This is a genomic window from Ensifer sp. R-19, from assembly GCF_049905105.1.
Lineage (GTDB): Bacteria > Pseudomonadota > Alphaproteobacteria > Rhizobiales > Rhizobiaceae > Ensifer.
The window spans coordinates 2,294,862-2,306,875 of sequence record NZ_CP184570.1 but is presented as its reverse complement, the minus strand read 5'-3'; the positions used below and the strand labels follow the sequence as shown (position 1 = coordinate 2,306,875).

Annotated in this window: 12 protein-coding genes; 1 reads left to right on the top strand and 11 read right to left on the bottom strand. The window is 63.6% G+C overall.

The genetic code is table 11. From position 1 onward, the window contains the following. Positions 1 to 129: 129 nt before the first annotated feature. The 6 genes from ACN9MO_RS29880 to ACN9MO_RS29855 form a co-directional block, all read right to left on the bottom strand. Positions 130 to 1,848 carry a dihydroxyacetone kinase family protein gene (locus ACN9MO_RS29880; RefSeq protein ID WP_057251658.1) on the bottom strand — a complete coding sequence of 573 codons (1,719 nt, stop codon included), beginning with the start codon at positions 1,846 to 1,848 and terminating at the stop codon, positions 130 to 132. 13 nt (positions 1,849 to 1,861) lie between these two features. After that, the gene (locus ACN9MO_RS29875) at positions 1,862 to 2,800 is read right to left on the bottom strand and encodes a sugar phosphate isomerase/epimerase family protein (protein ID WP_057251659.1); all 939 of its coding nucleotides are present in this window, start codon (positions 2,798 to 2,800) and stop codon (positions 1,862 to 1,864) included. A 44-nt stretch (positions 2,801 to 2,844) separates the two neighbouring features. Then, positions 2,845 to 4,383, bottom strand: a complete 1,539-nt coding sequence (locus tag ACN9MO_RS29870; protein WP_057251660.1) for a tripartite tricarboxylate transporter permease — start codon at positions 4,381 to 4,383, stop codon at positions 2,845 to 2,847. A 34-nt stretch (positions 4,384 to 4,417) separates the two neighbouring features. Then, on the bottom strand, positions 4,418 to 4,918 hold the full coding sequence (locus ACN9MO_RS29865; protein WP_057251661.1) for a tripartite tricarboxylate transporter TctB family protein: 501 nt from the start codon (positions 4,916 to 4,918) through the stop codon (positions 4,418 to 4,420). Positions 4,919 to 4,979: 61 nt separating this feature from the next. Further along, positions 4,980 to 5,966, bottom strand: a complete 987-nt coding sequence (locus ACN9MO_RS29860) for a Bug family tripartite tricarboxylate transporter substrate binding protein (RefSeq protein ID WP_057251662.1) — start codon at positions 5,964 to 5,966, stop codon at positions 4,980 to 4,982. A gap of 75 nt (positions 5,967 to 6,041) precedes the next feature. Next, complete coding sequence (locus ACN9MO_RS29855; RefSeq protein ID WP_112997364.1) at positions 6,042 to 7,085, bottom strand: 4-hydroxythreonine-4-phosphate dehydrogenase PdxA; 1,044 nt, start codon at positions 7,083 to 7,085, stop codon at positions 6,042 to 6,044. Between the two features lie 203 nt (positions 7,086 to 7,288). Here ACN9MO_RS29855 and ACN9MO_RS29850 point away from each other — a divergent pair, with 203 nt between their 5' ends. After that, positions 7,289 to 7,975: a GntR family transcriptional regulator gene (locus tag ACN9MO_RS29850; RefSeq protein WP_057251664.1), complete on the top strand. Its 687-nt coding sequence runs from the start codon at positions 7,289 to 7,291 to the stop codon at positions 7,973 to 7,975. A 51-nt stretch (positions 7,976 to 8,026) separates the two neighbouring features. On the opposite strand, the gene ACN9MO_RS29845 is transcribed toward ACN9MO_RS29850, so the two are convergent. From ACN9MO_RS29845 to ACN9MO_RS29825, 5 genes are all read right to left on the bottom strand, one after another. Continuing rightward, entirely contained in the window at positions 8,027 to 8,320 is a 294-nt protein-coding gene (locus ACN9MO_RS29845; protein WP_057251665.1) for a hypothetical protein, read from the bottom strand. A 202-nt stretch (positions 8,321 to 8,522) separates the two neighbouring features. After that, positions 8,523 to 9,239, bottom strand: a complete 717-nt coding sequence (locus ACN9MO_RS29840; RefSeq protein WP_057251666.1) for an ABC transporter ATP-binding protein — start codon at positions 9,237 to 9,239, stop codon at positions 8,523 to 8,525. After that, positions 9,220 to 9,984: an ABC transporter ATP-binding protein gene (locus ACN9MO_RS29835; protein ID WP_057252085.1), complete on the bottom strand. Its 765-nt coding sequence runs from the start codon at positions 9,982 to 9,984 to the stop codon at positions 9,220 to 9,222. The genes ACN9MO_RS29840 and ACN9MO_RS29835 overlap by 20 nt, the downstream gene beginning before the upstream one ends. Next, entirely contained in the window at positions 9,984 to 10,988 is a 1,005-nt protein-coding gene (locus tag ACN9MO_RS29830) for a branched-chain amino acid ABC transporter permease (RefSeq protein ID WP_112997363.1), read from the bottom strand. The genes ACN9MO_RS29835 and ACN9MO_RS29830 overlap by 1 nt, the downstream gene beginning before the upstream one ends. Continuing rightward, complete coding sequence (locus tag ACN9MO_RS29825; protein ID WP_112997362.1) at positions 10,985 to 11,851, bottom strand: branched-chain amino acid ABC transporter permease; 867 nt, start codon at positions 11,849 to 11,851, stop codon at positions 10,985 to 10,987. The genes ACN9MO_RS29830 and ACN9MO_RS29825 overlap by 4 nt, the downstream gene beginning before the upstream one ends. Between the last annotated feature and the right edge of the window lie 163 nt (positions 11,852 to 12,014).

Below are 12,014 nucleotides of genomic sequence, written 5' to 3'. Positions count from 1 at the left end.
GAAACGGGCGGTTCGCGCGCGCGAAAGGAAAGAGAGAGAGAGAGAGAGAGAGAGAGAGAGAGAGAGAGAGAGAGAGAGAGAGAGACGAACGGGCGGCACTGCGGCCACCCGATCGGAAGGTTGAGCGCCTCAGGCCTTCGCCGATTGCAGCAGGAACCCGCCGGCAATTCGCGCCGTCAACGCCAGCGAGACGGCGCCGGCGTCGGGGTGACCGATGCTCTTTTCGGCGAGCGGACGGGCGCGGCCAAGCTTCGGCGTCAGGCTGGAAGTCGCCTCTGCGGCGGCGGTCGCGGCCTTGGCGGCAGCCTGCCACGCCTCGATCAGACGCTTGCCGGCGGCAAACTCACGCTCCAGGGTTTCGACAAAGGGCACCAGCGCATCGACGAGAGTCTTGTCGCCGACGCGTGCACGGCCGAGGCGCGTGACGCCATCGAGGGCGCGGCGTGCGCCATCGACGATGGTGGCGTCCGAGGGCGCCGTCTCGTCGTCGAAAGCATTGCTCCACGAACGCAGCAACAGACCCCAGATCGCACCCGACGTGCCGCCGGCGCGATCCGCCCAGGCATCGCCCGCCGCTGCCAGGACGCTTGCAGCGCCGGCGCCGGCCGCGACCGCCGTCTTTGCCGCCTCGTCGGCTGCGGCGGAACCGCGGCGCATGCCCTGACCGTGGTCGCCATCACCGGCGAAGGCGTCGATACGGCCGAGTTCGTCTTCCGCCTCCTTCAACGCTTCGGCAATCTCGCCAATCAGTCGGGCAATGCACTTGCCGCTCTCCTTCGAAGCATCGGATGCGGGGGCAAACATCTGCGGGCCGTCCTCGACCTTGATCTCTTCGGTCGCGGGCTCGGCCGCGATGATCGCGCCCTTGCGCAGCACCGGCGCATCGCACGGCGCGCGCCAATAGGTCTCAAGCTCATCGTTCAGCCACATCAGCGTTAGCGAGCAGCCCTGCATGTCCAGGCTGGTGACGAATTCGCCGCATTCGGGATCGACGATCTCGAGGCCGGCCGCCTTCAGTTCCTTCTCGACCGCGACCCAAAGCACGAAGAGTTCCTCGTATTTCGTCGAGCCGAGACCGTTCAGGACAGGCGCAACTTTGCGGACATCCGCCGGGCGTTCGGCCAGCAGCTTGCCGACCAGAAGCTTGGCGAACTCGCTCGCCGAAACCATCTTTTCTTCGCAGATGCCCGGCTCGCCGTGGATGCCGAGGCCAAGCGCCATCTCGCCCTTCGGCACGGCAAAGAGCGGTGCCTTGGCGCCCGGAAGCGTACAGCCGCCAAAGGCCACGCCGAAAGAAACGGTGCGGTCGTTGGCAAGGCGAGTGACGCGCTCGACCTGATCCAGGTTAAGGCCGGCTTCGGCAGCAGCGCCCGCGATCTTGAAGACCACGAGGTCGCCGGCAATACCGCGGCGCTTGGAAGGCGTTTCAGCGGAAGCGCTGGCAACGTCGTCCGTCACCGGCACGATGCGCACGTCGATGCCTTCAGCGCGCAGGCGCTCGGCAGCGACGCCGAAGTTCAGGACGTCACCGGCGTAGTTGCCGAAACCGAGCAGCACGCCACCGCCCTGATCGGCCTGGCGGCAGACGCGGGCAACGGCCGCGGTCGAGGGAGAAGCGAAGACATCGCCGGCAACGGCGGCATCCGCCATGCCCGGGCCGACATAGCCGGCAAAAGCGGGGTAGTGCCCGGAGCCGCCGCCGATGACGACAGCGACCTTGCCCTTCGGCACCTGGGTCGAGCGAACGACACCGCCCTTCACGAGACGGACGTTGCGCGCGTAAATCGAACTGAAGCCGGCAAGCGCGGTCGTGGCGAACTCTTCCGGTGCGTCAAAGATTGTGGTCATCGCGTCTCTTCCCTTATTCGCGAGGCAGAATGCGCCTCAGATAGTCCCGGTTGGCAGCGCTGACGGAGAGGCCGTCGCCGCCGTAATGTTCGCAGAGGAACGGGCTGTTGAAGCCGTGGGCAAGCGCCATTCGGATCGCGGCGCGGTAGTTGATCACACCGAACTCCAGCGGCGCAGGATGGGTAACGATCAGGCCCGACGTTTCGTCCTCGGTGCGGTAGTAGTTCTTGACGTGCCAATACTTCGCGAAGGGAGCAACCTTGGCCATCATCTGCTGCCAGTGCTCGACCGGACGGTGCAGGCGAACGAGGTTGCCCAGATCGGCATTGATGCCGACGTTCGGCAAGCCGACATCGGTGACGAAGCGCACGGCACTGTCGGCCGAGCCGATATAGGTATCCTCGTACATTTCGAGCGCCAGCTCGATGCCGAGTTCCTCGGCATGACGGCCAAGATCACGAATACGCTGAACGGCCTTCTGCCAGGTGGCGGGCTCGTCGGGGTTCTTGACGCCATCGACGGTCCAGAACCACAGCGCCTTCTTCTGCGCGTCAGTCAGCGGGCCAAAAAAGCCGAAGGAAACGGAGCCCGCACCGATGGCGGCCGCTGTTTCAATGACCCGGTGGCCGTAGGCAAGATACTCGTCGCCATGCTCCGGGTCGATCACGCTGCGCCGCGCAGTCGAGATCGCCGGCATGGTGAGGCCGAGGTCATGGGCGAGCTTGACGAAGCTGTCGAGCCGATCCGGCGAAAGGTCAGCAAGCCGGATCCAGCTGTCGGTGGGGTCGAGTTCGGTGAAGCCGGCATCGACCACATCGGCGAGCGTTTCTGCCCATTGCTCGACCGATTGCTCCTGCACCGAACTGCCGTCGGCCAGCACGTTTGGATATTGGATCATGGCGGCCGCGATCGGCCAGGTTTCACGGGTCCATTTGCGCGATGTGTTCGCCATGACCTTCCTCGTCGTCTCTGGATGTTGGGGGTGCGGCGGCTCCGTCAAGCCGCCGCGCTGCCGTCACCATGCGGGGCATCCGCATTATGCTTGCGCTTGCGAACCAGGCCGATCAGCCCGAAGACAAGCGGCGACAGCAGGAGTGCAAGAGCGAGCGCCATCAGAGAGGAAACCAGCGGGTTCGACCAGAAGATATCGAGGGTGCCGCCTGAAAGCAGCATCGACTGGCGGAAGGCATCCTCGGCCTTGTCGCCGAGCACCATGGCAAGCACCAGCGGCGCCAGCGGGTACTCGAGCTTCTTGAAGACATAGCCGAGCACGCCGAAGCCGATGACCAGGAAGATGTCGGAGACCGAGTTTGCCACCTGGTAGGCGCCGGAGAAGATGACGGCGACGATAATCGGGCCAATGATCGCAAAGGGCACGCGCAGGATCGAGGCGTAGAGCGGCACGGTGGCGATCACCAGGAACACGGCGACGACGTTGCCGAGATACATCGAGGCAATCAGGCCCCAGACGAAGTCCGGCCGCTCGGTAAAGAGCATCGGGCCGGGCGTCAGACCCCAGATCATCAGGCCGCCCATCATGACGGCGGCCGTTGCCGAGCCGGGAACGCCGAGCGCCAGCATCGGCAGCAGCGCCGAGGTACCGGCGGAGTGGTCGGCGGTTTCCGGTGCCACGACGCCACGCGGATCGCCCTTGCCGAACTTCGACTTGTCGCGCGCCGAGCGACGGGCAACGCCGTAGCTCATGAAAGAGGCCGCCGTCGGGCCGGCAGGCGTGATGCCCATCCAGATGCCGATGATCGTCGAGCGCAGGATCGTGAACCAGTAGCGTGGGATCTCGATCAACGTGCGGCCGATCTCGACGAGCTTGACGCGCGCCTTGATGCCCTCGAATCGCAGGCCTTCTTCCGTGGTCAGCAAGAGTTCGCCGATGCCGAAGAGGCCCATGACGGCGATCAGGAAGCTGACGCCCTTGATCAGGGTCGGGATATCGAAGGTAAGCCGCAGGTCACCGGAGATCGTGTCCATGCCGACGGAGGCAAGCGCAAAGCCGAGCATCATCGACACGAGCGTCTTGAACGGCGATTGCGCACCCATGGAAATGAAGCTGGCGAAGGCCAGGAAATAGACCGCGAAATATTCCGGGGACGAAAAGCGAAGCGCGAAGTTCGCGACCCAGCCGGAGAGCAGCGTGATCATGACGACGCCGGCGAGCGCGCCGATGCCGGCAGACACGAAGGCGAGCGTCAGCGCCCGGCTTGCCTGCCCGGCTTTCGCCATCGGATAGCCGTCGAAGGTCGTCGCGACCGACGAAGGTTCGCCGGGAATGTTGAAGAGGATCGATGTGGTCGACCCGCCGAAGAGTGCGCCCCAGTACATGCAGGAGAGCAGGATGATGGCGGAGATCGGATCCATCGAGAAGGTCAGCGGCAACAGCAGCGACACGCCGTTCGGCGCGCCGAGGCCCGGCAGCACGCCGACGAGAATGCCGAGCGTGACGCCGACCATCATCAGCAGGATATGGTTCCAGCTGAGGATGTGGCCGAAGCCATCGATCAGAAGACCGATATTTTCCATGTCATTCCTCCCGGGAAAGCGTGGGCGGTCGGGATCAGTAGATCCCGAACCAGGCCTCGACCGGTCCCTTGAGCAGGGGAACCTTGAAGCCGATCTCGAATACGATGAAGAAGAACAGCGAAACGGCGACGCCGGACGGCAACGCGATCCACCATTTGTAGCGCCCCTGGAAGAGCATCGTGCCGGCGATGTAGAGCGCCGTGCCGACATAGAGGCCGAGCCAGGCGGAAACGCCGGCAAAGGCGATCAGCGGCAACAGAAACGACGAGACCACCTTGGCACGGTGACCGTCGATGAAGATCTCACCCGTGCCGCGATGCTTGACGAAAGCGTGGATCGCATTCACGGCGCTTCCGAGAAGGATCAGAAGGCCGACATAGAAGGGAAAATAACCGGCTTCCGGCCCGAATTCGGTCCATCCCGCACCGATATCGAGGGACCCGTAGCAGACCGCCGCGCCAAAGGCGCCGGTCAGCGCAGCAACGCCAAGCTCAACCGCGAAGCGGGAGACCCCATTCGCACCGTTCTCGCTCATGATCGTGACCTTTCAAAGCGAATGACGGGTGCCCGAAGGCACCCGCCTCAATGTCCTGCCCTTAGTTGGCGAGCCAGCCTTCGCGCTTCAGCACTTCGCCGACAGCAGCGCCGTCCATCTCGATGGCGGCCTTGAAATCGTCGCCAGCGATGTAGGAGGGGGACTGCGAGGTGTCGGCGAGGTACTTCGCCCATTCCGGCGTTTCCGAAACCTTGCGCATCAGGTCCGCATAGAACTTGACCACATCCTGGTCAACGCCGGCCGGCAGCCAGACGGTGCGCGGCATCGAGTAGTTGTCGATGGCGATGCCCGATTCCTTGCAGGTCGGAATATCGCTCCAGCCCTTGTCACCGGCGACCTTGGCGTCGTTCGAAAGCTTGACGCTCTTGAAGACGCAGAGCGGCTTGACCATGCCGGCCTGCCACTGGCCGAGGTTTTCGCTCGGGTTGTTGACGTTGGCGTCGAGATGTTCGCCGGCAAGCTGGACGGCCGCTTCACCGCCGCTCTTGAACGGGATGTAGTTGATCGTAGCACCAGTCACCTCGTTGATCATCGAGGTGAGGATCTGGTCGACGTCCTTGGACTGACTGCCGCCGATCTTCAGGCCGCCTTCCTTCGCCTTGGCCGCAAAGTCGGCCGCCGTGTTGTAGGTGGCCTTGCCGTTGACCCAGAGAACGAATTCGTCGGAAGCGAGCGCCGCGACCGGGGTCAGGTCTTCAGCCTTGTACGGCACCTTGGCGCGAACCGGCAGCAGGTAGGCATTGTTCGTGCCGAAAGCGAGTTTGTAAGCGTCGCCCTTGTTGGTCGCCGTGTAGACGAAACCTTCGGCGCCGCCGGCGCTGCCCTTGTTGGTAACGACGACCGGAGCCTTCATCAGCTCGTACTTGCCGATGATCGCCTGGATCGTGCGGGCGAAGATGTCGGTGCCGCCACCGGGACCTGCCGTGACGACGAATTCAACCGGGCGATCGGGTTCGAAGGCTGCGGCCGGAGCAGCAACGCCGAAGACGGCTGCCATGATGCATGCGATGGAGACGGTATTCTTCAAGTCGGGTCCTCCCGTTTTGTGGTTCTGTGGCGCAAGACCTCCTCCTGCGCCGTTATTGCGTGAAAGCGTGCGAAATCAGGCGGCAGCCTTGAGAGCCGCCTTTTTCTTCGCCATGCGCACGGCGAGCAGCAGCGCTTCGCGGCTGGCGCCGACGTCGGCAATGCCCTTGCCGGCGATGTCGTAGGCCGTGCCGTGGGCCGGCGTGCAGAGCGCGAAAGGCAAGCCGCCCATCATGGTCACGCCCTTGTCGAAGCCCATCAGCTTCATCGCGATCTGGCCCTGGTCGTGATACATGGTGAGGACGGCGTTGTAGCCTTCCTTCAGCGCGCGACCGAAAACGGTATCGGCCGGGAAAGGTCCCTCGACGTTGAAGCCGAGTGCCTTCGCCTTTTCGACCGCCGGTTCGATGATGTCGATCTCTTCCATGCCGAAGCTGCCGCCGTCGCCGGCGTGCGGGTTGAGACCGGCAACCGCGATCTTCGCCTCTTCATAACCCGCCTCCGTGAGGCAGGCCCGGGTCAGCTCCAGCTCGGCGATGATACTGTCGACCGAGAGGTTGTCAGCCACGTCCTTGAGTGGAATGTGCGAGGTGACGCGGGCATTCCAGACCTTCTCGAGGACGTTGAACTCGCGAACCTTGCCGGTGAAGCCGAGAACGTCTGCGACGAAACGGATCTCGTCGTCATAGCCCGGATAGGCAAAGCGCATGGCCTTCTTGTTGAACGGCGTGAAGCAGACGGCGTCGGCCTTGCCCGTCTGCGCCAACTCGAGCGCCGTGCGGAAGTTCCGGGTGGCGAAAGTCCCGCCGGCGAGCGTCGCCTCGCCGCGAACCACGTCAGCAGGATCGAGGTGTGCGAGATCGACGAAAACGTGACGCGACGTTCCTGATTTGTCGAGGTCTTCGAGGGTCGAAGGCTCGAGGTCGAGCGTAACGCCTGCAGCCTTTGCGCCCTCATCCAGAATCCGGCGATCGCCGATGGTGATGATGTGCGCGGCTTCGCGGATATCGGAAAGCCCCAGCAGCTTTGCCGTGAGTTCCGGGCTGATACCCGCCGGATCGCCCATGGCGAGCGCGATGACAGGACGCGCGCCGTTACCGGCAACACCGTTGGTCGTCATGTGAGATGTCCTCCGCTTCATACTTCCGATCGCTGTCATACGTTATTCAAAATTCTGCATCAAGTCTTTTGTATTCTGTATGCAGCATTTTCTGTTGACGACGGAAGAGCCGATCTCCATGCTTTAATGAGACAGCGCTGATTCAATCGGCGCGAACGGGAACAGACGGTCGACGCCCTGTCGCCAGACGCAGAAGAAAAACAATGAACGAAATCACATCTCTGGAGAGACGGCCGGATGGCGGCCCTGGTCCGATCAGGCGCACGGCGCTGCACGACACGCTGGTCAGCCACCTGCGCGATATGATCATTGAAGGCGATCTATTGCCCGGAACCCGCCTGCACGAAGGTCAGCTTGGCGAACAGCTGGGCGTGTCGCGCACGCCGCTACGCGAGGCCATCAAGTATCTGGCAAGCGAAGGGCTGGTGGAGCTCGTTCCGAGCCGCGGTGCCGTCGTCAAGCGCTTCAGCGCCAAGGACGTGCACGACATGTTGACGGTCCTGCAGACGCTGGAAGAACTCGCCGGCAAGCTCGCCTGCGAGGCGGCAAGCGATGCCGGCATCGCCGAGGTGCGCGCGCTGCACGATGAGATGGTCCAGCGCTACAAGGCCGGCGACCGGCTGCAGTATTACAAGCTCAACCAGCAGATCCATTCGGCGATCGTTCAGCTCGCAGCAAATGCTGCGCTGGCCGATATGCATGCCGTTCTGCAGACGCGGCTGAAGCGCATCCGCTTCATCGGCCACGAGGGGCCGGAAAAATGGGCCGCGGCCGTCTCAGAACATGAGGAGATGGTCGTGGCGCTCGAAGCCCGTAACAAGGCAAAGCTTTCCGAGGTGCTCGGCCGCCACCTGATGAACGCTTGGGAAAGGGTGCGCGACGCCGTGTAGCAGGCAACGCCGCCGACGCATGAGAGCCCCGTCGGCGCTGCCTTGCGCCGGTCAGAATTTCGAGTATGCGTTGGCAACGGCCTTTGCGTTTCCGTTCCCTGCCTGCTTCTGCAGGGCCAGAAGAGCGTCTCGCAGCGCAGGGTTCGCCGTGATGTTCCTGTTTGCCAACAAATCCGCACTTGAGAACGTGGAGAGGAGACCACCCAATCCCGGCAGTCCGCTCCGGCCGGTCAGGGCGCTTGGCAGATTCTTCACGGCGTTCAACTGCGCCATGCTGATGCTCTGCAACGGGATCTTCTTCGTCACTGCGATCGAGCTGACCGCCTTACCTATGCCACCAAACATACTTCCCTCCTTGTAAAGTCCAGCCCGGCGTAGCGCATTTGGGCAATTCGCAACCATTGCGCGCACAACCTTTACAAGAGGAGTCGTTGCTAAATTCACCTTTCCGGAACTGGTACTTTAGTTAAGTTTTCGACATCGCTTTTGCCTGCCCGCACCACCGCGGCGTGGACAAGCTCAACCAGGAAAGATTCGCGTCGGACGATCAATGAAGGCCGCCGACCCCCAATAGCCGCTCAACCGCGCCATGATCCTTGGCGAGCGCATCCGGCGTTCCGCTCCAGGCGATGCGCCCGCGCTCGAGCACGATCACCTGATCGGCAAAGTCGAGGGCGCTCTGGATCCGTTGTTCGACCAGCAGGATGGTCATGCCGCCGGTCTTCGCCAGTTCGGCAAAGGCCTTCATCAGTTCCTCGCAGATGACGGGTGCCAGCCCCTCCAGCGGTTCATCGAGCAGAAGGATCGAGGGCCGCCCGAGGATCGAGCGCGCCGTCGACAACATCTGCTGCTCGCCGCCGGAAAGCTGGCTGCCGAGGTTTCTTCGCCGCTCGTGAAGCCGCGGAAACATGTCGTAGGCTTCCTGGATGGCGCTCTTCGGACGGTTCTTGAGCCCGACGAACAGGTTCTCCTCGACGGTCAGCGTCGGGAAGACGCAGCGCGCCTGCGGCACGAAACCAAGACCCTGCATGGCGCGCGAGGCGCTCGGCAGCGCGGTCACATCGGTACCGCCCATGCGGATGCGTCCGTCATAGCGCCGCGTCTGGCCGGCAAGCGTCGCAAGCAGGGTCGTCTTGCCCATGCCATTGCGGCCAAGAACGGCAAGGCGGGCGCCCGCCGGAACGGCAAAGGACACGCCTTCGAGCACGCGCGTCGGACCGTAGCCCGCGGACAGGTTTTCCACCTCAAGCGGCGTGGCTGGCATTGGCATAGCTCCCCAGATAGGCTTCCCGCACACGTGGATCCTTCGTCACGTCGGACGGCGAACCGTCAAAGATGATCGCGCCCGCAGCCAGAACAATCACGCGCTTGGCAAAGCGGAAGACGAGATCCATGTCGTGCTCGATCATCAGCACGGCGAGATCGGCTGGCAGATCGGCCAGGGCCTGCTCGATACGGCCGGTATCGCTTTGCGGCACGCCGGCGGCGGGCTCATCGAGCAGCAACACCTTGGGCTTCAGTGCCAGCGCAACGGCAAGCTCCAGGAGACGCTGCTGCCCGTAGGCAATCTCGCTCACCTTGCGGTGCATCAGTTCCTTGAGACCGAGCTTGCCGAGAAGTTCCTGGACCTCGACCATGACATCGGGCATGCCGAGAAAATTGCCGAAGAGGCGGCCGGCACGACCGTCGCGCTGAAGCACGGCAAGCGCAACGTGCTCAGCTGGCGTCATGTCGGCAAAAAGCCGCGTCACCTGGAATGAGCGGACAAGGCCTCGCCGCACGCGGCCGATGGCGTCGACGCCGGTCACGGGCTCGCCGGCAATGCGCACTTCGCCGGAGTCAGGCCGAAGATTACCGGTAACGAGATTGACGAACGTCGTCTTGCCGGCGCCGTTCGGCCCGATCAGCGCCACCCGGTCTCCCGGCGCCATGCTGAGGCTGACATCATTGGTGACTGCAAGCCCGCCGAAGGCGCGCTTCAAGTTGCGGACTTCGAAGATCGGCTGCATCATTTGGCCTCCCGGCGGCGGGCAACGAGAGCGGCGGCGGTGCCATAGAGGCCCTTCGGCGCGAACAGCACGACGGCGATCAACAGCGCCCCGACCATCGTCAGCCAATGGAACGGATTGGCAGCCGAGACAACATCTTCGAAGAACATGAAGACGACCGTGCCGGTGAGTGCGCCGAACAGCGAACCGGTGCCGCCGAGAACGAGCATGACGAGGCTCTCCGCCGCCATGTTGAAGGAGAGGCTGTCGAGGCCGACGACCTGGGTTGAGATCGCGTTCAGCGCGCCGCCGACGCCGGCAACGGCGCCGGATATGACATACATTTTCGTCAGCGCGATCTTCGGCGACGCGCCCATGGAGCGGATGCGGACCGGATCTTCCTTGATGCCACGGCACAGCATGCCGAAGGGCGAACGCACGATCAGCCGCAACAGCAAGAAGACGATGGCGAGCAACACGACGCCGAAGACGTAGGCCGTGCGGCCCCAGAGGTCGAACTCATAGAGGCCGAGGAGCGCCGTCGGCGCGATCCCGGAAAGGCCGTCGCTACCGCCGGTCCAGGACGATGCCTTGTTGGCGAACTCGTGGAAAAGGTGGATAAGCGCGATCGACAAAACCAATTGCGGAAGACCGTGAGCGCGCAGGATGACGACGCCGCAGACGAGCCCAGCCACCGCGCCGGCCACGATGCCGAAGGCCAGCATCGCCAGCGGATCGTTGATGCCGTAATGCGCCGAAGCGATACCCGCTGCATAGGCGCCGGCGCCGAGGAGGGCAGCGTGCCCGAGCGTCGCGACGCCGCAATAGCCGGTGACGAGATCCAGCGACAGCACCAGAAGTGCTGCGGCGATGATCCGGGTCAGAAGCGCCAGATTGTTGGGAAAGAGGAAATAGCCGATCACCGCGACCAGCAGGATGATCGCCAAGCCGATGAGGTCTCCACCGCCGAAACGCCGGCGCGCTGGGGATGCGGCAATCATGTCGTTCGTCGTCGTCATGGTCATCCCTTGGCCCTCCCGGCGAGCCCGCGCGGAAAGACGCAGATGATCGCGATCACGGCCAGATAGAAGAAGAACTCGCCGAATTCCGGCATGAGATAGCGACCGGTCGTATCGATCGCGCCGAGCAGCAGGCAGGCGACGAGCGCACCCGGGATCGACCCGGCACCGCCGACGGAGACGACGACCAGGAAGGTCACCATGTAGCGCAGCGCATAATAGGGCTCGACCGGAAGCAACTCGGCGCCGACGACGCCGCCGAAGGCGGCGAGCCCGACGGCAACCGCAAAGCTCACGGCATAGACGATCTCCGTGCGCACCCCGAGGGCGGCAGCCATCGCCGCATTGTCGACCGAGGCACGCAGCTTCACGCCAAGGGCGGTCTTTTCGATCGCGTACCAGAGGCCGGCGGCAACCGCGAGGCCGCAGACGATTGCGAAGATGCGGTGCGTGGCGATCGCCCGGAAACCGAGATCCACCGATCCCTGCAATTCGCTCGGCAATGGCACCGTCTTCAACGTCGGGCCGAAGACGTAGTTGGCGATGCCGATGATGCAGAAGGTGATGCCGATGGTCATCAGCACCTGGGTCAGTTCCGGCGCGCCATAGATGCGCCGGTAGAGCAGTCGTTCGATGGGCACGGCAATGACGATGGTGCCGAAGATCGCAAGCAGCACGGCAAAGCCATAGGCAAGGCCAAGATCGCGCGCCGCATAGGAGGCGATGTAGCCACCGATCATGGCAAAGGCGCCGTGCGCAAGATTGACCACGCGCATCAGGCCCATGGTCACCGAAAGGCCGATGGAGATGACGAAGAGCACCATGCCATAGGCAAGGGCATCGATCGCAATGCTGAGGACGGTTTGCATGGGGCTATCCGTGCCCTTTCTTCCAGTTTTTGCTGCGCCGGATTCGGGGCGCATTATATGCGCGGAGCGCTACTCCTGCGCCAGCACTGTGACGTCGCGGGGCGGGCACATGGCTTCGTTCATGGGCGCCGCCGATCAGCGCATCATCGGTGTCGGCGGGCGC

Bases quoted from the DNA above. Each gene is read 5' to 3' on its own strand.
- ACN9MO_RS29845 (WP_057251665.1), bottom strand. From the start codon at position 8,320: ATGTTTGGTGGCATAGGTAAGGCGGTCAGCTCGATCGCAGTGACGAAG.
- ACN9MO_RS29830 (WP_112997363.1), bottom strand. From the start codon at position 10,988: ATGACCATGACGACGACGAACGACATGATTGCCGCATCCCCAGCGCGC.
- ACN9MO_RS29855 (WP_112997364.1), bottom strand. From the start codon at position 7,085: ATGACGACCAACGGTGTTGCCGGTAACGGCGCGCGTCCTGTCATCGCG.
- ACN9MO_RS29875 (WP_057251659.1), bottom strand. From the start codon at position 2,800: ATGGCGAACACATCGCGCAAATGGACCCGTGAAACCTGGCCGATCGCG.
- ACN9MO_RS29840 (WP_057251666.1), bottom strand. From the start codon at position 9,239: ATGCCAGCCACGCCGCTTGAGGTGGAAAACCTGTCCGCGGGCTACGGT.
- ACN9MO_RS29825 (WP_112997362.1), bottom strand. From the start codon at position 11,851: ATGCAAACCGTCCTCAGCATTGCGATCGATGCCCTTGCCTATGGCATG.
- ACN9MO_RS29865 (WP_057251661.1), bottom strand. From the start codon at position 4,918: ATGAGCGAGAACGGTGCGAATGGGGTCTCCCGCTTCGCGGTTGAGCTT.
- ACN9MO_RS29835 (WP_057252085.1), bottom strand. From the start codon at position 9,984: ATGCAGCCGATCTTCGAAGTCCGCAACTTGAAGCGCGCCTTCGGCGGG.
- ACN9MO_RS29880 (WP_057251658.1), bottom strand. From the start codon at position 1,848: ATGACCACAATCTTTGACGCACCGGAAGAGTTCGCCACGACCGCGCTT.
- ACN9MO_RS29850 (WP_057251664.1), top strand. From the start codon at position 7,289: ATGAACGAAATCACATCTCTGGAGAGACGGCCGGATGGCGGCCCTGGT.
- ACN9MO_RS29870 (WP_057251660.1), bottom strand. From the start codon at position 4,383: ATGGAAAATATCGGTCTTCTGATCGATGGCTTCGGCCACATCCTCAGC.